The sequence below is a fragment of the Mesorhizobium sp. ArgA1 genome (assembly GCF_053714375.1).
In genome coordinates, this window is record NZ_JBSKBQ010000015.1 from 20307 (window position 1) to 41601 (window position 21295).

The 21295-nt window shown below is 63.1% G+C and carries 23 protein-coding genes; 6 read left to right on the plus strand and 17 right to left on the minus strand.

Translation table 11 applies throughout. The features are described from left to right. Positions 1-86 precede the first annotated feature (86 nt). Together tmpB and tmpA are read right to left on the minus strand one after the other, a co-directional pair. On the minus strand, positions 87-671 hold the full coding sequence (tmpB, locus tag ACWGTI_RS25250) for a (R)-1-hydroxy-2-trimethylaminoethylphosphonate oxygenase (protein WP_454589640.1): 585 nt from the start codon (positions 669-671) through the stop codon (positions 87-89). Then, positions 668-1819: a 2-trimethylaminoethylphosphonate dioxygenase gene (gene tmpA, locus ACWGTI_RS25255; protein WP_454589641.1), complete on the minus strand. Its 1152-nt coding sequence runs from the start codon at positions 1817-1819 to the stop codon at positions 668-670. The genes tmpB and tmpA overlap by 4 nt, the downstream gene beginning before the upstream one ends. 122 nt (positions 1820-1941) lie before the next feature. On the opposite strand from tmpA, the gene ACWGTI_RS25260 reads away from it, so the two are divergent. After that, positions 1942-2838, plus strand: coding sequence for a LysR family transcriptional regulator (locus tag ACWGTI_RS25260; protein ID WP_454589642.1), 897 nt, complete (start codon positions 1942-1944; stop codon positions 2836-2838). Positions 2839-3017: 179 nt separating this feature from the next. Continuing rightward, on the plus strand, positions 3018-4820 hold the full coding sequence (locus ACWGTI_RS25265; RefSeq protein WP_454589643.1) for an NAD(P)-binding domain-containing protein: 1803 nt from the start codon (positions 3018-3020) through the stop codon (positions 4818-4820). Here ACWGTI_RS25265 and ACWGTI_RS25270 read toward each other — a convergent pair. From ACWGTI_RS25270 to ACWGTI_RS25280, 3 genes are read right to left on the minus strand one after another with little or no spacing between them, the layout of a single operon-like run. After that, complete coding sequence (locus ACWGTI_RS25270; RefSeq protein WP_454589644.1) at positions 4817-5350, minus strand: N-acetyltransferase family protein; 534 nt, start codon at positions 5348-5350, stop codon at positions 4817-4819. The two genes, ACWGTI_RS25265 and ACWGTI_RS25270, sit on opposite strands and share 4 nt — an antisense overlap. 22 nt (positions 5351-5372) lie before the next feature. Further along, entirely contained in the window at positions 5373-5681 is a 309-nt protein-coding gene (locus tag ACWGTI_RS25275) for a hypothetical protein (protein ID WP_454589645.1), read from the minus strand. Positions 5682-5685: 4 nt separating this feature from the next. Continuing rightward, the gene (locus ACWGTI_RS25280; protein ID WP_454589646.1) at positions 5686-6252 is read right to left on the minus strand and encodes a helix-turn-helix domain-containing protein; all 567 of its coding nucleotides are present in this window, start codon (positions 6250-6252) and stop codon (positions 5686-5688) included. 152 nt (positions 6253-6404) lie between these two features. Between ACWGTI_RS25280 and ACWGTI_RS25285 the strand changes: the two genes are divergently transcribed. Next, positions 6405-8234: an ATP-binding protein gene (locus ACWGTI_RS25285; protein WP_454589647.1), complete on the plus strand. Its 1830-nt coding sequence runs from the start codon at positions 6405-6407 to the stop codon at positions 8232-8234. Positions 8235-8454: 220 nt separating this feature from the next. Here ACWGTI_RS25285 and ACWGTI_RS25290 read toward each other — a convergent pair whose 3' ends face one another. Both ACWGTI_RS25290 and miaA read right to left on the minus strand, forming a co-directional pair. After that, positions 8455-9246 carry a GGDEF domain-containing protein gene (locus ACWGTI_RS25290; protein WP_454589648.1) on the minus strand — a complete coding sequence of 264 codons (792 nt, stop codon included), beginning with the start codon at positions 9244-9246 and terminating at the stop codon, positions 8455-8457. A gap of 131 nt (positions 9247-9377) precedes the next feature. Then, entirely contained in the window at positions 9378-10343 is a 966-nt protein-coding gene (gene miaA, locus ACWGTI_RS25295) for a tRNA (adenosine(37)-N6)-dimethylallyltransferase MiaA (protein ID WP_454589739.1), read from the minus strand. Between miaA and serB the strand changes: the two genes are divergently transcribed. Both serB and ACWGTI_RS25305 read left to right on the plus strand, forming a co-directional pair. Further along, the gene (serB, locus tag ACWGTI_RS25300) at positions 10333-11220 is read left to right on the plus strand and encodes a phosphoserine phosphatase SerB (RefSeq protein ID WP_454589649.1); all 888 of its coding nucleotides are present in this window, start codon (positions 10333-10335) and stop codon (positions 11218-11220) included. The genes miaA and serB overlap by 11 nt on opposite strands. Further along, positions 11217-11789: a GNAT family N-acetyltransferase gene (locus tag ACWGTI_RS25305; protein ID WP_454589650.1), complete on the plus strand. Its 573-nt coding sequence runs from the start codon at positions 11217-11219 to the stop codon at positions 11787-11789. Before serB ends, ACWGTI_RS25305 begins: the two co-directional genes overlap by 4 nt. 45 nt (positions 11790-11834) lie before the next feature. On the opposite strand, the gene ACWGTI_RS25310 is transcribed toward ACWGTI_RS25305, so the two are convergent. The 7 genes from ACWGTI_RS25310 to ACWGTI_RS25340 all read right to left on the minus strand — a co-directional run bounded on the left by ACWGTI_RS25310 (position 11835) and on the right by ACWGTI_RS25340 (position 18063). Further along, positions 11835-13352 carry a DegQ family serine endoprotease gene (locus ACWGTI_RS25310; protein ID WP_454589651.1) on the minus strand — a complete coding sequence of 506 codons (1518 nt, stop codon included), beginning with the start codon at positions 13350-13352 and terminating at the stop codon, positions 11835-11837. 143 nt (positions 13353-13495) lie between these two features. Continuing rightward, positions 13496-13681 (minus strand): DUF2065 domain-containing protein, encoded by a 186-nt coding sequence (locus ACWGTI_RS25315; protein ID WP_454578076.1) that lies wholly within the window; start codon positions 13679-13681, stop codon positions 13496-13498. Positions 13682-13685: 4 nt separating this feature from the next. Further along, the gene (gene hflC / locus ACWGTI_RS25320) at positions 13686-14642 is read right to left on the minus strand and encodes a protease modulator HflC (RefSeq protein ID WP_454589652.1); all 957 of its coding nucleotides are present in this window, start codon (positions 14640-14642) and stop codon (positions 13686-13688) included. After that, positions 14642-15757, minus strand: a complete 1116-nt coding sequence (gene hflK / locus ACWGTI_RS25325) for an FtsH protease activity modulator HflK (RefSeq protein WP_454589653.1) — start codon at positions 15755-15757, stop codon at positions 14642-14644. The genes hflC and hflK overlap by 1 nt, the downstream gene beginning before the upstream one ends. 154 nt (positions 15758-15911) lie before the next feature. Next, positions 15912-16526 carry a dimethylsulfonioproprionate lyase family protein gene (locus tag ACWGTI_RS25330; RefSeq protein WP_454589654.1) on the minus strand — a complete coding sequence of 205 codons (615 nt, stop codon included), beginning with the start codon at positions 16524-16526 and terminating at the stop codon, positions 15912-15914. Then, positions 16523-17053 carry a dihydrofolate reductase gene (locus ACWGTI_RS25335; protein WP_454589655.1) on the minus strand — a complete coding sequence of 177 codons (531 nt, stop codon included), beginning with the start codon at positions 17051-17053 and terminating at the stop codon, positions 16523-16525. The genes ACWGTI_RS25330 and ACWGTI_RS25335 overlap by 4 nt, the downstream gene beginning before the upstream one ends. Then, complete coding sequence (locus ACWGTI_RS25340) at positions 17053-18063, minus strand: DUF4424 domain-containing protein (RefSeq protein WP_454589656.1); 1011 nt, start codon at positions 18061-18063, stop codon at positions 17053-17055. The genes ACWGTI_RS25335 and ACWGTI_RS25340 overlap by 1 nt, the downstream gene beginning before the upstream one ends. A gap of 130 nt (positions 18064-18193) precedes the next feature. On the opposite strand from ACWGTI_RS25340, the gene cobF reads away from it, so the two are divergent. Beyond that, a complete protein-coding gene (cobF, locus tag ACWGTI_RS25345; RefSeq protein WP_454589657.1) occupies positions 18194-18958 on the plus strand; it encodes a precorrin-6A synthase (deacetylating) in 765 nt (254 codons plus the stop codon). A gap of 108 nt (positions 18959-19066) precedes the next feature. On the opposite strand, the gene ACWGTI_RS25350 is transcribed toward cobF, so the two are convergent. The 3 genes from ACWGTI_RS25350 to modB all read right to left on the minus strand — a co-directional run bounded on the left by ACWGTI_RS25350 (position 19067) and on the right by modB (position 21291). Beyond that, on the minus strand, positions 19067-19408 hold the full coding sequence (locus ACWGTI_RS25350; protein ID WP_454578083.1) for a winged helix-turn-helix domain-containing protein: 342 nt from the start codon (positions 19406-19408) through the stop codon (positions 19067-19069). 69 nt (positions 19409-19477) lie between these two features. Then, on the minus strand, positions 19478-20590 hold the full coding sequence (gene modC / locus ACWGTI_RS25355) for a molybdenum ABC transporter ATP-binding protein (RefSeq protein ID WP_454589658.1): 1113 nt from the start codon (positions 20588-20590) through the stop codon (positions 19478-19480). Next, positions 20587-21291 (minus strand): molybdate ABC transporter permease subunit, encoded by a 705-nt coding sequence (modB, locus tag ACWGTI_RS25360; RefSeq protein ID WP_454589659.1) that lies wholly within the window; start codon positions 21289-21291, stop codon positions 20587-20589. The genes modC and modB overlap by 4 nt, the downstream gene beginning before the upstream one ends. Positions 21292-21295 lie beyond the last annotated feature (4 nt).

The window sequence follows — 21295 nt, forward strand, 5'->3', positions numbered from 1 at the left end:
CAAGTCTCCGGCCGGCATGCGGTTACCGCATCCTTGCCTTCGAAGCCGAAGCACATGGCCGTTGTCTCTCGAGTGTGGATTTGCGATCAGGCGCGACTGGCGAAGTCGCGCACAACCCCTTGCAGCAACGGCACGTAGTCGCGAAACGTCCGCGTCTTCATGTTGGCGATCTTGCCGGCTTCATCCCAGATGCGCACGCGAACCGCTTCCTCGTGGAAGGGGTTCTTGCGGAACTCCGCCACCTCCTCCGCGTTCATCGGCCCGCCCTGAAGCGACAGCGTGTGGACAGAGGCCTGCGAGAGCTTGCCGAAATAGGTCGGGTCGGTCGCGCAGAGATAGCGCTTGGCGGCGACATGCAGCCGGACGCATTCGACGATCACAGGTGGGAAGAACGGCGCCAGCACCTCGCCGCCGGCCTCGTCATGATGCTTGTCCTCGACATCGTCGGGCGAATAGGTGCCGAATTCGCTGGTGTAGTGGCCGATGTCGTGCAGCAGTGCCGCCGCCACCAGCACATCGGGCGCACCGTCCTGTTCGGCAAACCAGGCGCCCTGCAGCATATGCTGCGACATGGTGACGGGTTCGCCGAGATAAGATTCGGCGCCCCGGCGCTCGAAAATGTCGGCGATGAACTCGACGATGGTGTCCGCGTTCAAATCCTGGCCGCTCATTCCGCAGCCTCCTTGAAGCCGTGTTCGATTGATGCGAGCGTCGACAGCAGGCCATCCTTGTCGGCGTAGCATCCTTGCAGCCAGCGCTTGCCGGTGCCCGAAAACGCCTTGCGGGCATGCATGACGCGCGTGTTGTCGACGATAAAGGCCTGCCCGGCCTCGAGCTTGAAGGTCACTTCGAAGGACGGATCCTCGATCAGTTCGGCGAACCGGCGATAGGCGGCATAATAGGCCTCCATGTCGGCGAAGGGCACATCGACGGTCGGCGCCAGCGAGCGGTTGTTGAAGCGGATGCAAATGAGTTCGCCATCCGGCCCAAGCTCGATCATCGGCCGCTTGGCCTGCAGCCGCACACCGGAAGAGCCAGCATATTCGAAACGCGCGGGATAAGTGCTCAAGAGACGGAAGCCCTCGGGATTCTCAGCCTGCAAGACGGCTGCCACCGCAAAGCCGTCGACGACGCTGGATTCGCCGCCCTCCACCGTGTTTTCGATGCAGGACAGGATCTGCAGCGTCGGCACCGGGTCGCGATAGGGATTGTCGGTATGCGCCTGCAGGCCGAGATTGGTGTAGGCAAGGTTGTTGGGATTGACCTCGGCGCGCACCTCGAACCAGCGGCCGTAATTGGTCTCCCTGATATAGCCGAACAGGTCGGAGACCTTGCACAGCGCCCCGGATTCGGTCGGCAGGTCGTCCATTACCGCAAAGCCATAGGTCTTCACCGCCGACAGCCATTGTCGCAGGACGGCGCGGTCGCGGCTGGCGGCGATATAGCCGGCGCGCGGCACCGAATTCTGCATCGAGGCCTTGGTCCATCGCACGGTGGCCTCGCCCGTCCAGCCAAGCTGGCGGGCGGCATCGCGATCATAGGCATTGGCACTCAGCCAGGCCGCGGGAAAGCTGACGGTTTTCTGTTCAGGCACGAAGGTGATTTCAAGGGCATCGCCCTTGATCACCGCAGCGCCGATCCGGGTCTGCACTGGAATGTCGAGAATGGTGATGAGCCGCTGGCCGTTGCCGGTGTTGCGCGTCTTGTCGTCCAGTGCATTGTCACGCAACCACATCGCGTGAAAGCGGGTGCGCGTCCCGTCCTTCCAGCCAAGGTCTATTGTTTTGCCTTCGTCGCCGATCAGCACGTTGGTAAGCATGGAGATCCGTGTCCTGTTTGCAATTCCCCACGGCCAGTTCCGCAGGGTTTCCGATTGCATGGTGGCGGCGCGACAGGCATAATTCAAATTATCATTTTTCGGTCAAAGGCCATAAATAGCTTATGCCTAAAAAGACCCTGCCCTTGCCGCCGCTCGACTGGCTGCGCAGTTTCGAAGCCGCCGCGCGGCTGTCGAATTTCACCGCCGCCGCGGCTGAGCTCGGCCTGACCCAGGCGGCCGTCAGTCAACACATACGCTCGCTCGAAGAGCGGCTGAAGCAGAAGCTGTTCATCCGCATGGCGCGTGGCGTCGAATTGACGCCGGAGGGTGGTGCCTACCTGCCGCATCTGCAATCGGCTTTTGCCACCATCGCCAACAGCACGCGCGAATTGTTCGAGTCCAGGACCGTCCAGAGTGTGACGATCCGCTCGCCGATCTCGTTTGCCGTATTGATGATCGCGCCGAAACTGCCGCAAATGGCCAAAGACCTGCCCTTCGTCCAGCTGCAGATCGAGACCATCCATACCCCGGCCGATTATGGCGAGCGCTCCGCTGGGCTCGACATCCGCTTCGGCAGCGGCTCCGGTTCCTTCACTGGGCGGCAGGCCGACCGCCTCACCCGCGAAACCTTGACGCCGATGGCCGCCCCCGAGCTTGCCAAAGTCTCGGATTGGACCGGATTGCCAAGGCTTACGGTCGTCGGCGCGCGGGAAATGTGGGGCGAATGGTTCGCCGTCGCACGGATGAAGCCGACGATCGGGCCGGTGCACAAATTCGACAGTTTCGTTACCGCGCTGGAGGCGGCAAAGCACGGCGCCGGAATGGTGCTCGGCTCGCGCCCGCTGGCCGATGCGGCACTGCGCGACGGATCGCTCGTCACCCTTTCCGGCTTCGCGCTGTGGAGCGGCGCCGGCCACTACCTGACTGCCCCTTCCAGCGCCCATCTCAGCCGGGCCGAGGACGATGTCCGTCACTGGTTCGCAACCGTGTTCGGCCAGCGCATGGCTGAGCGCCTGTAGCATTTGAGCAGGGTGCGGTCCGCACGGCGATTTCCCGATAAGCCGCTGAAAACGCGCCAAACTATTGGACGACGTGACGCGGTGCATGATTTGCCGCGATACTGCGCGAAGCCGGACGTCAAGCTTCGGCAGGGTTCCGCTCGCTACAGGCGGCCAGGAAAAATCGCGGAGGAAATTCGATGCTCGACAAGGCCCCGAACAAGAAGCTGTCCGACCTGCTCGATCGCTTCGGCGCGGCACTCGCCGCCGGCGACATCGACAAGGCTGTCGCCTGCTTTCAGGAGGACTGTTATTGGCGCGACCTCGTCAGCTTCACCTGGAACATCAAGACGATGGAAGGGCGCGACCAGGTTCGCGATATGCTGGTGAGCCAGCTGGCCAAGACCAAACCGTCGAACTGGGCGGTCGCCAAGGGCGAGGACGCCACGGAAAACGACGGCGTGCTCGACGGCTGGATCAGCTTCGAGACGGCGGTGGCGCGCGGCTTCGGTCACATCAGGCTGAAGGACGGCAAGATCTGGACGCTGCTCACCACCATGGTCGAGTTGAAGGGCCATGAGGAGCCGGCCGGCTTCGACCGCCCGCTCGGCGCCAAGCATGGCCATGGCAAAAACCGCCCGACCTGGAAAGAGGAGCGCGAGAAGGAAGCCGACGAGCTCGGCTTCAAGACGCAGCCCTATACGCTCATCATCGGCGGCGGCCAGGGCGGCATCGCGCTAGGCGCGAGGCTGCGGCAACTCGGCGTGCCGACCATCATCGTCGAGAAGAACGAGCGCGCCGGCGACAGCTGGCGCAAGCGCTACAAGTCGCTCTGCCTGCACGACCCGGTCTGGTACGACCATCTGCCCTATATCGACTTCCCCAGGAACTGGCCGGTCTTCGCGCCCAAGGACAAGATCGGCGACTGGCTGGAAATGTATGCCAAGGTGATGGAGCTGAATTACTGGTCCTCGACCGAGGCCAAAAGCGCCGTCTATGACGACACGAAGAAGGAATGGACCGTGGTCGTGCGCCGCGATGGCAAGGACATCACGCTGAAGCCGAAGCAGCTGGTGCTGGCCACGGGCCAGTCCGGCAAAGCCAACCTGCCAAATTTCAAGGGCATGGAAAGCTTCAAGGGCGACCAGCATCACTCCTCGAAACATCCCGGCCCCGACGCCTATGTCGGCAAGAAGGCTGTTATCATCGGCTCGAACAACTCAGCCCACGACATCGCCGCCGCCCTTTGGGAAGCGGGCGCCGACGTCACCATGGTGCAGCGCTCGACCACGCATATCGTCAAGTCGGACACGCTGATGGAGATCGGGCTGGGCTCGCTCTATTCGGAAAAGGCGGTCGAAAGCGGCATGACCACCGCCAAGGCCGACCTCGTCTTCGCCTCGCTGCCCTACAAGATCCTGCACGAATTCCAGATCCCGGCCTATGCCGAGATGAAGAAGCGCGACGCCAATTTCTACAAAGGCCTGGAGCAGGCCGGCTTCATGCTCGACTGGGGCGATGATGGCTCCGGCCTGTTCATGAAGTATCTGAGGCGTGGCTCAGGCTACTATATCGATGTCGGCGCCTCCGACCTGATCATCGACGGCTCGATCAAGCTGAAGAGCGGCGTCGAGGTGAAGGAGATCAAGGCGCATTCCGTCCTGCTCTCCGACGGGTCGGAGCTGCCGGCGGATCTCATCGTCTACGCCACCGGCTACGGCTCGATGAACGGCTGGGCGGCCGATTTGATCTCAAGAGAGGTCGCGGACAAGGTCGGCAAGTGCTGGGGCCTCGGCTCGAACACCACCAAGGATCCCGGGCCTTGGGAAGGCGAGCTGCGCAACATGTGGAAGCCGACGCAGCAGGAGGCGCTGTGGTTCCATGGCGGCAATTTGCACCAGTCGCGCCATTATTCGCAGTTCCTGTCGCTGCAGCTGAAGGCGCGGATGGAGGGCATCGCAGCGCCGGTCTATGGGCTGCAGCAGGTTCATCACAAGGGTTAGGCGGGACCACTGGCGGACTGGCCGATGCGCTTCCAGTAGATGAGCGTGCCGGTCAGCCCGCCGTGCGGCTTCAAGGCAAAGTCCGGTATTTCGCCGGTGAGCGTGAAGCCCAGCTTTTCATAGAGGCCGGAAGCGCCCTCCTCCGTCGCGGTATCCAGCACCAGCAGCGTGCGGTGTTTCTCGATGGCGAGCGTTTCGGCAGCGCGCATCAGCCCGCTCGCTATTCCCTTGCCACGGTGCTCGAGCCGGGTCATCAGCTTGGCGGTCTCGGCCCGGTGCGGCTGGTTATCAGGGAAATCGAGCAGCAAGGTCACGGTGCCGACCAGAGCATCGCCGTCCCAGGCGCCCAGCACAGCTCTTCCGCCTGTTTCTGCCGCCGCCAGCGAGTTGTCCCAGAAGGTTTTCGCCGCTTGCCTAGATAATGGATGCATGAAGCTGACGGAGCCGCCGGACGCGACCGTCTCAATCAGTAAGTCAGCTAGCATGTCGCGTGTTTCCGCAGTCAGCGACCTGATTTCGATAGTGCTCATGCGTGCCTTTCCCTTGCCGCCATCATTCCAGACGCACGACTCGGCGTCGCTTTCGTCCTGCCTTGATCGCAGCGATGCGATCAGCGTCTTTCGGCTGCAGATGCAGCCCGCGCTCGAGGATTTCGAGCGTGTATTCCTCATAGGTCAGGCCGAGCTGCTCGGCCTTTTCCATGCGCATCAGCATCACATCGCGGCTCGGCGCCTTCCACGCCTTGGCGTGCGCTGCCTGCCAGGCGAGGAAGATGTATGGATCGCCCTTGCCCCAGGGCGGGCCTTTGTAATCATTGAGCGGCGGTCCGCCATTGTCGGAGCGCTTGGGACGTCTTGCCACGGCTTCAGCCCCTGACCAGCGCAACCAGATAGTCGGCGGGCTGCGGCCCCACGGCGTGGAACGTGCAGTCCGACGGCGCGCCGAGCGCCAGGCAGTCGCCGGGCTCGAGACTGTGCACGACATCGCCCTCGGTAAACTCAAGCCGCCCGGAGATCAGCCACATCTGCTGCTTGATGAAGGCATAGGAGGCCGCCGGGAAGCTCACCTTGGCGCCGGCCGGCAGTTGCACCCGGATCAGTTCGAGCGGCATGTCGGAGACCGGCGACAGATGTCGCCTGACATAGCCCGTGCCGGGGTCGCGCCACACCGGCTGCTCGCTTTCGCGCAACAGGCCGCCGCCCTGCTGCTCGGCACGGGCAATCAGCGTCGACAGCGTCATGCCGAAGGCGGCGGCAATGCGCACCAGCAAAGCCGCGGTTGGGCTGGTCATGCCCCGCTCGATGGTGCTGAGCATGGCTTTGGAGACGCCCGAGCGGTCGGCCAGATCGGCCAGCGACCAGTCCCGCAAGGTTCTTTCGGAGTGGATTCGTCGGCCGATGGTGACGGAAATATCATTCGCTATATCAGTCATTCGTCCAATATATCGAAAATCCGGAGTTGGGAAAGGGGCTGGTCGGTTGAATTTTCACTGATGGGTTAACGCCTGCTACACCATCCCGCCACACGCCACCTTAACCCCATTTGCGTAGGGTCGACACTCCACGGAAATGGGGATCGGACCGTATGTTTGTCGAGCGCGAAGCCTCCGTTGGAGAACCGACCTCGCAGGAGCGTCGCCGCGCCGAGCAGAACGACAAGCGCATCCTGGGCAATGTCGTGCAGTGCGACGGCGCACGCGCCACCATCAGCGCCTATGCCGACGATCTCGAAGGCGCGGTCACCGGCCTGTGGACGGTCGGCAAGATGATCTCCATCAACCTCGGGACATCGCGCACCGTTGGCCTGGTCTACGAGATCGGTAAATCGGATCGCGCCTGGAGCAATGAGGGACAGAACCCGATCGAGGTCAGCGTCGAACTGATCGGCGAGGTGCGTGACGGCGCCGAGCCCGGCGACAAACCGGTCTTCGACCGCGGCATCACCACCTATCCGCATATCGGCGCCATCGCCCACCGCATCCGCAGCCGCGACCTGCAGGCGGTCTACGACCTTGCCGGGCGTCATTCGATCACCATCGGCACGCTGTCGCAGGACGAGGCGATCGACGCCAACATCGCCATCGACGACACGCTGGCGCGCCACTTCGCCATTGTCGGCACAACCGGCGTCGGCAAATCCACCGCCGTCTCGCTGCTGTTGCGCAAGTCGATCGCAGCCCGACCCGACCTGCGTATCCTCATCCTCGATCCGCACAATGAGTTCGCGGCCTCGCTCCCCGAATTCTGCGTCCGGGTCGATTCCAAGACGCTCGATCTGCCGTTCTGGATGTTCAGGCTCGAGGAATTCGCCGAAGTGCTGTTTCGCGGCCGCGAGACGGTGCCGGAAGAAGTCGATGTGCTGCGCGATCTGATCCCAGCCGCCAAGAACCTCTACCGCAATCCGAATTCCGGCGCCTATATCAAGCGTGGCAGCGATGCACTGACCGCCGACACGCCGGTACCCTACCGCATGGTCGATCTCATCAAGCAGATCGACGAGCGCATGGGGCTCTTGGAAAGCAAGAACGACCGTCCGACACTGAAATCGCTGAAGACGCGCATCGAGTCGGCGGCATCGGACCCGCGCTATCGCTTCATGTTCAATTCGCGGCTGATCGAGGACACGATTCACGAGACGATCGGCAACATTTTCCGCGTGCCGCATCACGGGCGCCCGGTGACCTGCTTCGAGATGGCCGGCATGCCGTCCGAGGTGGTCAACTCCGTCTGTTCGGTGCTGGCCCGCCTGGCCTTCGACCTTGCCCTGTGGAGCGAGGGCAGGCTGAAACTGCTTTTCCTGTGCGAAGAAGCGCATCGCTACATGCCGGCCGATGCGCGGCTCGGCTTTGCACCGACAAGGCATGCCTTGTCGCGCATCGCCAAGGAAGGCCGCAAATATGGCTGCTATCTCGGCGTCGTCACCCAGCGTCCGGGCGAGCTCGATCCGACCATCCTGTCGCAGTGCTCGACCTTCTTCGCCATGCGGTTGGCCAACGAGCAGGACCAGGCAATCATCCGCTCGGCGATCGCCGATTCTTCGGCCTCGACGCTGGCCTTCCTGTCCTCCATGGGCCAGCGCGAAGCCATTGCCTTCGGTGAAGGCGTGGCGACGACCATGCGGCTGAAGTTCGAAAAGCTGTCTCAGGAACTGATCCCCGGCACCGCCAAGCAAGAGCAGGACGAGTTCGCGCAGGACGGCAACGACGTCGATCTCGCGGCCATCGTCGAGCGGCTGCGCAACGTGCCGAAGCCGCAGCAGCAGATGGCCTTCGCCGAGGTCGTGGATTCGGGCCGACAAGCCGGAGATCCCGACTATCGCAAACCGCCGGCGCCGCGCATCCAGCCCGACGACGATTTCGACATGCGCTACGGCCTGAAGCCCGCCACCTTCGGCCTGCGCTCACAGAACGACTGAGCCTGGGCGTCACATCCGCTGACGGCTCCGGAAGCTCCGTCGGACGCTTCCGATACCGTCTTGCTGACAAGCCCGGGCAAATTCCGTCAGGAAATTTGTCAGGCTGAGTCGGCTGGTGTCGGCTTCGAGAACCGGAGCGGAGCGGACATTCAGTCCGTGAGCACCGGAAGCGCAGAAGCCGGCAGCAGACGGCCAGCATCACGAATTTGATGGTGGAATTTTAGGCGCAGACGCGGTTGCGGCCTTGCCTCTTCGCCTCATAGAGCTGGCGGTCGGCCCGGCGGTAAAATTCCTCGGCAGTTTCCTTCCGATCCCAGACAGCAAGTCCGACGCTGGTGGTGATCTTGAGGCGGACATTACCCGACAGCACCGACATGTTGGCGATCGCCTTGCGGATGCGTTCGGCGAATTTCCCCAGCAACTCTGCATCCATGTTGGGCGTGACCACCGCAAACTCCTCGCCGCCGAGCCGCGCCACCACGTCGTGATAGCGCGTCATGCCTTTGAGGCAATTGGCGACCGCCCGCAGCACCTCGTCGCCGACATCGTGGCCATGTGTGTCGTTGACCTGCTTGAAGTGATCGAGGTCGAGGATCATCAGCCCGACAGGCTTTTCGATGCGGCGGAATTCCTCGAGATATTCCTTCAGCGCATCGTCGAAATAGCGCCGGTTCTGCATGCCAGTGAGACCGTCGGTCAGCGCCGCATGCTGCAATGTTTCCGAACGGGCGCTGAGCGAAACCGTCATCGCCCGCAGCTTGCCCTCTTCCGTCGCCTGACTGCGGATCAGCGGGTAGATGAAGAACACGCCGAAGAACAGCGCCGTCGCCAGAAGCACCCCGGTGATGAACAGCAGCCTGTTGAGGTAGACGATCCTCTCGATGCGGGAAGCGGTATCCATGTCGGCGGCGATGCCCTGCAAAAGACCATAGGCATGAAGCGTCACCAGGCCTGCAGCGAGGATCACGAAAATAAAAACGAAAAATGCGGATTCCGCCTTATGGAAACGCATCTGCTCCCCGTTGGAAAAGTGCCCGGCGGCTTTATGGCACGCGGGCGCCTTACGGAGGGTTAACCCCGACAACCGGAGCGGGAATGTTCATTCCGGATTCTGTTTCTTTAATTGTATTAGCAGCAGGAAAATCAAATCACGGTTTTCGGGTCGTCACCAGGCTGCAATCTCAGCCATTCCGGGCCCAGCTGATGGCGAAACCACGTCGTTTGCCGTTTGGCATATTGCCGCGTCGCTGCCTTGCAGCGCTCGATGGCCTGGGGAAAGCTGATGTCATCAGCCATCGCGGCCAAGAGTTCGCGGACGCCGATCGCCTTCATGGCGGGCAAATCAGGATCGAGGCCAAGCGCCACAAGCCGTTTGACTTCATCGAGAGCGCCAAGATCGAGCATCCGGTCGAACCGGCTCTCAATCCGCTCGACAAGCGCCGCGCGGTCCGGCTCGATAACGAAGAAACGCGCGCTGTCGCGGTCGATCAGCGGCCGGCCGCGCGCCGCTTGCCATTCCAGAATGGAGCGGCCGGATGCGTCAAGCACCTCCAGCGCCCGCACGATGCGTTGGCCGTCGGTCGGCTTCAGCTGCATGGCGACCGCGGAATCCTCGTGCATCAGGAGGCGATGCAGCTTGGCCGCGCCTTGCTCCTTCAACTCGTAGCGCCAGCGGTCGCGCACCTGCTGCGGAATGTCGGGCATTTCCGAAATGCCCTCGGCAAGCGCGCGAAAATAGAGCCCGGTGCCGCCGACGAAAATCACGGGATGTTCGAAGGGAGGTCCATCGAGCCGCCGGGCTAGCGTGCCGTCATCGATCAGCTTGATCACGTCGCGCAGCCAGGCGCCGGTGGAATAGGCTGTGGAGGGATGCACGTGACCGTAGAGAAAATGCGGCGCGCGGGCGAGTTCGGCGGCAGCCGGCCGGGCCGTCAGCACATCCAGCACCGAATAGCCCTGCATGGAATCGGTGTTGACGATGATGCCGCCCTCGCGCTCGGCGAGATCGAGCGCCAGCGCCGACTTGCCGCTGGCGGTTGGCCCGGCTATCAGGATCGCGTTCTTCACGCGGCCTTCGCCCGCCTGCCTGGAATTTTCGATGCCGCTGATTGCCACGCTTGTGTCACACCCTGTCAGCCGCTCCGTGTCGGCCTCGCTTGCGAATATGGCCTCACGGTCGGTCGGCGCAAGCGCTGTTCGCTGGCTGGGCGACGGCGTCGCCTGCGATCTGGTGCTGGCCGAAGGGGCTGAAGCCGCTGAGATGATTGCCGCCTTACGCTCCGTGCTTGGCTCCGAACCCGTCGACGTGATCGTCCAGCAGGCTGGAACACGCCGCAAGACAATCCTGCTTGCCGACATGGATTCGACCATGATCGACCAGGAATGCATCGACGAACTGGCCGACGAGATCGGCGTCAAGGATCGCGTTGCCGCCATCACGGCGCGCTCGATGAATGGCGAGATCGCCTTCGAGCCGGCCTTACGGGAACGCGTGGCGCTGCTGAAAGGCCTCGAGACCGCCGTTGTCGACCGCATCATCGCAAACCGCCTGACACTGGCATCGGGCGGTCGCGCTCTGGTGCAGACGATGCGGGCCAATGGCGCCTGGACGGCACTCGTCTCCGGCGGCTTCGACGTCTTCACCAGCCGCATCGCGGACATGCTCGGTTTCCAGGAAAACCGCGCCAACCGATTGATCGAGGAGAATGAGCGCTTTGCCGGCCTGGTCGCCGAGCCGATCCTCGGCCGCGCCGCCAAGGCTGATGCCCTGAACGAGATCTCGGCCCGTCTCGGCCTGACTCCAGCCGACGCCATTGCCGTCGGTGACGGCGCCAATGATCTCGACATGATCCGGCTTGCCGGCACCGGTGTCGCGCTCCACGCCAAGCCCACCGTCGCCGCGCAAGCCAAGGTCCGGATCGACCATGGTGACCTCACGGCCCTGCTTTATCTCCAAGGTTATCGCCAGGAAGAGTTTGCCGGATGAAACCGATGCACACCGAACGCCTGATCCTGCGCAACTGGGAGGACCGCGACCGCGAGCTTTTTCACCGCATCAATTCGGACGAGCGCGTGATGGAGTTTTTTCCGTTCCGTCGCGACCGAGCGGAGACGGATGCCAAGATGGATGAGTTCCGCGGCTGGATTGCCGAGGACGGCTTTGGCTTTGCCGCCGCGGAAATCGCCGCGACGGGCGAATGCATAGGATTTGTCGGCCTCCTCGAAACCGATCACGTGCCGTCCATGCCTTCCGACACAGTGGAGATCGGTTGGCGTCTGGCGCCCGAATTCTGGGGCAAGGGCTATGTCACCGAGGCGGCCGAGGCATGGCTCGCCTTTGGCTTCGAAACGCTCGACCGCGATGAAATCGTCTCCTTCGCCGTCGCCGGCAACCGCCGCTCGACGGCCGTCATGGAGCGCCTCGGCATGAGCCCGGACCCGGCCCGCGATTTCGACCACCCTTCGATCCCCGGCAGCCATCCGCACCTGAAGCGACATGTCCTCTACGCCCTGTCGCGCAAGGACTGGCAGGCAAGAAAAAGGGCGGCTCGCTAGCCGCCCTTTTTCTTGAAACACAATCGCTTAGGGTGTTTTCCGGACTCAATCCATCCGGATCGTGACGAACCGCAATTCGCCGGTCTTGGACGCCAGCATCAGAAGCGCGTTCTTGCGGCCCTGCTCCTTCAGCGCGCCGATCCGGTCCATCACGTCCTTCGGGGTCGCGACCGATTCCTGGGCGATCTCGGTGATGACCTCGCCGGCCTGAATGCCGCGCTCGGCCGCAGCCGAATCCTTGGTGACGTCGGTGATCACGACGCCCGAGACATCGGCAGCGATGCCGAACTTGGTCCGTGTTTCGTCATTGAGTTCACCGACAGTCATGCCGAGCACCGAAGCCGTCGAAACCGCGGGCGCCTTGTCGCCGCCCTTGTCCTCATCGGTAGTGCCGTCTTCGCCGCTGGCGAGCTTCTCGCCGTCTTCAAGCCGGCCAAGCGTCACCTTCACCGTCTGCTCGACGCCCTTGCGCACGATGATCACGTCGACCGCCTTGCCGACCGGGCTTTCCGCCACGACACGCGGCAGGTCGCGCATTTCATGAATGTCCTTGCCGTCGAACTTGACGATGACATCGCCGGCGAGAATTGTGCCGTTGTCGACCGGTCCGCCCTTGATGACGCCGGCCACCAGCGCACCCTTGGCGGTCGCCATGCCGAGGCTCTCGGCGATGTCGTCAGTCACCGGCTGGATGCGCACGCCGAGCCAGCCACGGCGGGTTTCGCCGAACTGGCGCAACTGGTCGACGACGCCCGAAGCGATCTGAGAGGGAATGGAGAAACCGATGCCGATCGAGCCACCGGACGGCGAGATGATCGCGGTGTTGATGCCGATGACCTCGCCCATGCTGTTGAACAGCGGACCGCCGGAATTGCCCCGGTTGATCGCGGCGTCGGTCTGGATGAAGTCGTCATAGGGGCCGGAATTGATGTCGCGGTTGCGGGCCGAGACGATGCCGACCGTGACCGTGCCGCCGAGGCCGAACGGATTGCCGATCGCCATCACCCAGTCGCCGACGCGCATCTTGTTGGAATCGCCGAACTTCACCGCCGTCAGCTTGTGGCCCTTCGGGTCGACCTTGAGCACCGCGACGTCGGTCTTGGTGTCGGTGCCGACCAATGTCGCCTTGAGCGTCACGCCGTCGGAGAAATTCACCTCGATGTCGTCTGCATCGGCGATCACGTGGTTGTTGGTGACGACAATGCCTTGCTCGGCATCGACCACGAAGCCGGAGCCCAGCGACTGCACCTTTTGCGCGCCGCCATCCTTGTCGCCGCCGCGGTTCTTGAAGAAATCGTCGAAGAAATCCTGGAACGGCGACCCCTCGGGCAGTTGCGGCATCGGCACCGCGCCCGGACCTTCCGTGCCCTTCACGGTCTGCGAGGTCGAGATGTTGACCACCGCGCCCAAAAGGCCCTCGGCTAGGTCGGCGACCGAAGCCGGTCCGTCGGCGGCAACCGTCGGCGTCACGAAAGCCGGTATGGCAAGCGCACCGACCATAAGTGCCGCAGCACCTGCGATGAACGTCCGTCGCGCCGCGCGCAGAAGGGTGTTGGATGTCATCGAGAGCCTCCCGGAATTGCTGAAAAGAAAAAGCGCTTCGGCAAAACGCCGCGTCGCGTCATGTTGGCAAGAAATACGGCACGTTTGCGGCTATGGCCACATCAGGAGGATAAATCCTCCGTTACACCTGATATCAGCGGTCCTCAGCCACGCACCAGCCAGACAATGCCGACGCCGATGGCAATCGCCGCCAGCCCGACGATGCGCAGCGCATTTTCCGGCGTCGACAGCACTTCGCCGGCAAGGCGTTTGGCGAGGCCGGGAAAGCCGCCATAGACCAGGCCCTCGACAACGAGGACCAGGCCTATGGCCGCAAGGAAATCCTGCACCGCCCTACTGGGCGGGTGCAGGTTGTGCCGCCGGCGCGGCAGGTGCCGTCGCTGGAGCCGCAGGGGTCGCCGGCTTCGCGTCCGTGCCATCCGGGCTGCGGAAGAAGCGGAAGAACTCCGAGTTCGGCGACAGCACCATCGTCGTCCCGGAATTGTCCAGCGCCGTGCCGTAGGCATTCATCGACCTGTAGAAGTCGAAGAAGGCCGGATCGCGTTTGTAGGCATCGGCGAAGGTCGCGCTGCGCTGGGCCTCGCCCTCACCGCGCAGGATTTCCGATTCCTTGCGCGCTTCGGCGACGATTTCCACCACTTCGCGGTCGGCGCGTGCGGTGATGCGCTGCGCGGCCTCTTTGCCGCGCGCTCTCAGCCGTTCGGCCTCGGCCAGGCGTTCGGCCTTCATGCGGTCGAAGGTCTGCTGCGAAACCTCCGCCGTCAGGTCGGTCCGGCGGATGCGCACATCCTCGATCTGCAGACCGAGCGACGTTGCGTCCGGCCGAAGCTGATCGCGCACTTCCCGCATCATCACGGCCCGCTCTTCCGAGAGCGCCGCTTCGAAGTCGCGCAGACCGTAGACACGGCGCAGCGCTGCATCGAGACGCGTCCTCAGTCGGGCTTCGGCCAGTGTGATCTGACCGGACACGGCGGAGCGGAACACGCGCGGATCCGAGATTCGGTAAGCGATGAAGGCGTCGACCTCGTAGAACTTGCCGCCCGAAACCTGGACGCGGATGTTGTCGAGATCGAAACGCAGCACCCTGTTTTCGATCAATTGCACGCTGTCGGCGTCGAAGAAGGCGAAAGGCGCCTTGAAATAGATGCCGGGTTCATTCTTGACATCGACGATCTCACCGAACCGCAGCACGAGCGCCTGCTGGCGCGCGTTGACCACGAAGACCGAGGAGTAGAGCAGGAACAGAAGCACGACCGCGATGACGGCGAGGATGGGAAGACGATTGGCCATCACTGTGCTCCTCCGGTCGTGGCGCCAAGGGGCGCCGGCGCCTTCGGCTGCAGTGCCGGCAGCGGCAAATAGGGCACGACCCCTTGCCCATTGCCCTGTTCGACGATGACCTTGCTGGAGTCTTTCAGGACCTTCTCCATCGTTTCCAGATAGAGGCGCTTGCGCGTCACATCGGGGGCCTTGGCATATTCGTCATAGACCGAGATGAAGCGCTGCGCCTCGCCTTCGGCCTCCTGCACGACGCGGTTCTTGTAGGCCGCCGCGTCTTCACGGACCTGTGCGGCCTCGCCGCGCGCCTGGCCGAGTTTCTGGTTGGAATACTGGTTGGCTTGCTCGACGAACTTGTCCTCGTCCTGTTCGGCGCGCTGCACTTCGTCGAACGCGTCCGCCACTTCGCGCGGCGGCGCCGCGTCCTCGATCGAAACCGCGTTGACGTTCAGGCCGGCCTTATACCCGTCCAGCGTCGTCTGGATGATTTCACGCACCGACGCGGCTATACCCTGGCGATCATCGCGGAAAATGTCCTGGGCCGGTCGCCGGCCGACGGCTTCACGCATGGCGCTTTCAGCGACCTGCTGCAGCATGCCTTCGGGATCGGAGACATCGAACAGATAGGCCTTCGGATCGGAGACCTGGTAGGCCACCGAGAACTGAACGTTGACGATATTCTGGTCGCCGGTAAGCATCAGCCCGGAAGTGTTGCCGCTCGTCGCGCCGCCACCACCGATATCGACGAGCTGCTCGGCGATGTTGGCCGTCTCGACGGTTTCGACCGGCCACCAATGGAAATGCAGACCCGGCTGCGACAGCTCCGCCTTCGGCTTGCCGAAGCGCAACTCGACCGCAACTTCGTCCGGTTGCACGGTGTAGACGGCCTTGAACGCCCACAGCACGATCAGGGCCGCAGCGATCAGCGCAAAGACGGCCGGGCTGGCGCCGCCGCCACCGGGCAGCGCGCGCCGCAGCCGGTCCTGGCCGCGTCGGATGATGTCTTCGAGATCGGGAGGTGACCCTTGCGGGCCGCTAGGTCCCTTTGGTCCCTGCCCCCATGGCCCCTGATTGCCGCCGCCGCCGCCCCATGGGCCGCCGCCACCACTCTTGTCGTTCCAGGGCATGAATGTCCTTTCGCTTGGAATTCCCTCAGCGCCGGCCTTGCGGCGCAAAATCCAGTTGTTCTTCTATAGGGACGCCGCGATGCGCTTTCAACGCGATCCGACACTGCACCGTCCGATTTGGACCGCTGCAAGCAGCAAATTCCAATAAGTCGCCCTATCGTTGCGGCGTATTGTCGAGGGGAAGGCACCAAATGGCAAAAAGCGGCTTGGCATCCGCGCGCATGGCATGAACGATGTCGGGTGGATTGTAGACGACCCCGCCGACCCCGGGTTCATGCCACGCCTCGGCATTCTGCCGCCACTCGCCCTGCGACAGGACAAGGTAAAGCTCTTCCGGCGGATGCCGATGATCTGGATAGGTCGTGTGCGGCGCCATGACCGAGACTCCGATCTCGATTGCACTGCTCGAGACGAAACCGCCCGGACCGACAATGAAGGAATCGGCATAATTCTCGGCCAGGACCGCGGACTTGCGGCGCTCGCTTTGATTGTTCCAGCTGAGATGCGGCTCAATCTCGCGCAGCGCGGCGGCGAGCTTGCCAAGATTGCCGCCGACTTTCTCAAGCCCGGCAAAGCATTCCGCAAGGTGGCGACAAGCCGGTTGACGCTGGGGCCGCTCACCGCTCCCGTGTGGTGCCTCAAGCGCCGTGTTAGCGAAAATCCGCCGATGTGCGGCTTCACGCGCAGGGTCATTTCCCATGCGCAAGCGTATTTCTGTGCCGAGCAAATCCATGAAAGTGCCGAGCGGCTGATGCTTGTTATCCGTCACCGGGATACCTGCGTCATTGGCCGGCGGCGCTCGTAGATCGTATAGCGCGTTGCGTGGCTGTCCTTTTCACCAGCCGGAAAATCCTGCGATCGCACAATTCGCCAGCTGGCTGGATCGATCGGCGGGAAATGCGCATCGCCGTCGACCTTGGCCAGCACATGGGTGACATGCAGCCGGTCGGCGAGTGGAAGCGCCTGGGCATAGATCTCGCCGCCGCCGATGACGCAGATTTCGTCGACCCCGCTCATGCAACGCCCGCGCACCGTGGCCAGTTGGATCGCGGCTTCCAGCGAATTTGCTGTTTCAACGCTCTCGGCGTGCCAGGCCTTGTCGCGCGTCACCACGATGTTCAGCCTGCCCGGCAGCGGCCTGCCGATGCCTTCATAGGTTTTGCGGCCCATGATGACGGGCTTGCCCATCGTATCGGCCTTGAAGCGCTTGAGATCGGCGGATAGCCGCCACGGCAGGCCGCCTTCGCGCCCGATGACGCCGTTCTCGGCGATGGCGACATAGATCGCGAGGTCCATCAGTTGGCATCTCCGCTATCCGACGGCTCCAAAAGCAATATGTCGATGTTGTGCTCGGGATAGAAATCCTTCGCTGTCGTCTCGAAGGTCGTCGGCCCGACCTTTTTGACATTGTCGCCGCAGAACGAAATCAGCGCTTTCGGATTGCCCTTGTCGACAGTCAGCTTGAACTTGCCGATGCTGCCGTTCGCCCAGTTACCGCCGGTGGTCAGGATATATTGAATGCGGTTCTCGTAAAAATGCGGATAGCCGTCGGCCTTGGCGGCCTGGCGAACCGCATTCTCGAACGCGTCGTCCATGCAGAAGCGGGTCTTGTAGCTTGCATATTGGCTGCCCTCGGAGAACTTGCCTTCATAGAAGAAGCTGACCGACGACGTGCCGCCGACGCTGGGCTTGTAGCGGTGCGAGACATGGACATCCTTGTTGGCCGGAAAGGTCGAGCGCCACCAATAGGTCGAGCGCAACTGCCACCACGGCGTATAGACCTTGTTCGCCTCGGTACCGTCGCTGCCGGTATCCTCGATGATGATGCCGCGGTTCTCCCAATCCTCGGCGACCGCTTTTGGCAGCTTGGCCAGGGCCGCCTTGGCCGCATCGCCGAATGGATTGAACGGTACGTTCTGCGCCTTCAGATCGGCGCCGATATCGATGCCGACAGCGAACACTTTCTGCTCGAGCTGCGGCTTTGCCGGCACGCCATCGATCGTTACCTCGAAGCCGAGGAAATTGTCGCTCTGGTTTTCCGGGATGGCCGGCATTTCCTCCGGGTCACCTTCGATGTCGGGCAGCGGGAAGGCAACGATGGCATCGACATCCTTGTCGGTGTTGTTGTGGAAGACGTAGTCGACCGTCACCTTTTCCGGCGAGATGAAGAGATCCTCGCTTTGCATCGACACCGCGTCGCTGCGCGACAGGATCAGGCCGCCCGTACCAAGCTCGGCGGTGGAATCATTGGCCAATGCCGGCGCGGCCGATAAGGCCAGCACGGCGGTCAGAACATAGCGCAGCATGAAAGCCCCCTCGGCGACAATGCGGCGCGACCCTAGCGGTTTCAATGTGGCGTTTCAAAGCCATTCCGTTGCCCGGAGTGCCCAAACGCGGTCTGGACTAACAGCTTTCGATCGGGCAGGAGTTCGCCACATGCGCAAGCTTCTTGTCATCGGCATCGGCGCCGGCAATCCCGATCATATGACCGTTCAGGCGATTGATGGCCTGAACCGGGCGGACGTCCTGTTTATTCCCGACAAGGGCGTGAAAAAGAACGATCTTGCCGAACTGCGCCGCCAGATTTGTGATCGTTTCGTCACCAACCCGAACTCGCGCCGCGTCGAGTTCGACGTGCCGGTGCGCGCCGAGCCGGCGCCGTTCTACCGCTCGACCGTCGACGACTGGCACGAGGCGATCGCCGAAATCTATGAAAGCCTGATCCGCGACAAGCTTGCCGAAGATGGCTGCGGCGCCTTCCTGATCTGGGGCGACCCTTCTCTTTACGATAGCGCACTGCGCATTCTTGAGCGTGTGCGCCTACGGGGCAATGTCGGGTTCGAGCTGGAGGTCATCCCCGGCATCACCTCCGTCCAGGCGCTCGCCGCCAGCCACAAAATGGCGCTGAACCGTATCGGCGACCCCATGCTGATCACCACCGGCCGTCGCCTGACCGAAGAAGGCATGCCGCAAAATGCCGGCAGCGCGGTGGTCATGCTCGACGGCAAATGCGCCTTCAACACGCTGGCCGACAAGGATCTCATCATCCACTGGGGCGCCTATCTCGGCACGCCGGATGAAATCATCATTGCGGGTCGCCTCGGCGATGTCGGTGCGGAGATCGAGAAGGTGCGCGAAGAAGCCCGCCGGAAGAAGGGCTGGATCATGGATACGTATTTGCTGAGAAAATTAGGGGAGTAAGGCAGTAGGGCAGTAAGGCAATAGGGAGGTTCGCATCTCGGATATTTGAGCGGGCCAGAACGTCAAATCCTACTGCCCTACTGCCCTACTGCCCTACTGCCCTACTGCCTATCCAGCATCGATCTCCGCCTGCAACGCCGCCATATGCGTTGCTGCCGCCGACGCCGCAGCGCGCTCGATGGCGCGAAAACGGCTGACCACCGCCAGTCCGACGGAGGTCAGCTGCGCGCCGCCGCCCTTGCGGCCGCCGGTCTGCGCCGCGACCAGCGGCTTGCCGAATACGCGGTTCATGTCCTCGACCAGATCCCAGGCGTGCTTGTAGGACATCTCCATGCCGCGCGCGGCGGCCGAGATCGAGCCGAAGGTGGCGATCTGCTCCAGCAATTCGATCTTGCCCGGACCTATGCGCCCGTCCGGATCGAGATTTATCCGAAGGCTCAGCGACGGCATCTCTTGTCCTCCACGGTCACAGTAGCGCCTCCCGATCCGTAGCGCTATTCCAAAACGATATAGCGACTATCAGCCATCCGCTTCGGCCGGCAACCCGGCACCGGTATTGGCGCGGTCGAAACTGACCGTCTTGATCACTGCGAACACATTGCCGCCAAGATGAAGTTTCAGCGCCTGCCGCGACTGCTCGGTGATGCGGGCAAGCACGGTTGCGCCGTTGCAGTCGATGCCGATCTCGACCGTTGGCCCCTCGCCCGGGCTGATCGCGACGATGGTGCCCGGCAGGATGTTGAGCGCGCTGAGGCCCGTCGGCTGCTCGGTGGCGATCATCACATCGCGGGCGCGGATGCGGATGCGCACCGGCGCGCCGGTCGCCCCAGCCAGCCGCGGCACCCGGATTTCGCCTGCCGCCGAGCCCAGCACGCTCATGCCGAAAGCCTCGTCATGACGCAGCACATGTGCGTCCAGCACCGCACCACCCTCGCCGCGTTCTTCCGCCGGCAACAAATCGAGCCGTTGCATGATCGCGCCGGTCGGGCCGGAAGCCGCGACCTTGCCTTGCGCCATCACCACCACGTTACTCGCCAGCCGCGCCACCTCGGCGACGGAGTGGCTGACATAAACCATCGGGATCTTCGTCTCGTCCCGCAGCCGCTCGATATAGGGCAGGATCTCGGCCTTCCGCGCGTCGTCGAGCGAGGCCAGCGGCTCGTCCATCAACAGGAGTTTGGGGCTAGCCAGCAGCGCCCGCCCGATCGCCACGCGCTGCTTCTCGCCGCCAGATAGTTTTGCCGGTCGCCTGTCGAGCAGAGGACCGATGCCGAGCAGTTCGACGACCGCGTCCATCCCCGCGTAGCGCTCCGCCGGTGGCGTGAACCAGCGCCCATAGCGCAGATTGCCGGCCACGCTCATATGCGGAAACAGCCGCGCATCCTGGAACACCATGCCGATCCGGCGCTTGTGCTTCGGCACGAAAATGCCGGCATCGGTGTCGACAAGCACGCGGCCGTCGACCGCGATGCGACCCTTGTCCGGCCGGATCAGGCCGGCGATCATGTTGATCAGCGTCGTCTTGCCCGAACCAGACGGCCCGAACAGCGCCGTCAGCCGCCCGGCGCTTTCGAAACGCGCGTCGACGACGAAATCGCCCAGCCGATGGCTGATGTCGACAAGGACGCTCATTCTATCTCCATCCGCCGGCCGACGCGCCGTGCCAGCACCTCCGAGGCGACCAGGGCCGCCATCGAAATGATGATCGAAATCAGCGTCAGCCGCAGCGCGCCTTCATCGCCGCCCGGCACCTGGGTAAAGGTGTAGATCGCCGACGGCAGAGTCTGCGTCTCGTTGGGAATGTTGGAGACGAAGGTGATGGTGGCGCCGAATTCGCCCATCGCCTTGGCAAAAGACAGAATAGAGCCGGCGATCAGCCCTGGCAGGATCAGCGGCAGCGTGATGGTGGCGAACACAAACAGCGGGTTGGCGCCGAGCGTTCCTGCCGCCGCCTCCATCTTGCGGTCGACCGCCTCGATCGACAATCGGATCGCCCGCACCATCAGGGGAAAGCCCATGATGCCGCAGGCCAGAGCCGCGCCCGTCCAGCGAAACGAGAAAACGATGCCGAAATGCTCGGCGAGAAAAGCACCGGCCGGCCCGCGCCGGCCGAAGGTGAGCAGCAAGAGATAGCCGGTCACCACCGGTGGCAGGATCAGCGGCAGGTGAACCACGCCGTTGAGCAGCGTCTTGCCCCAGAATTCCCCCCGGGCAAGCAAGAGCGCAATCAGGATGCCCGGCGGCAGGCTGAACAGCATCGCCACCGTCGCCACCTTGATCGACAGCCGGACCGCATTCCATTCGTCGGGAGTGAGGTCCAGCAGCCAGCTCATATCG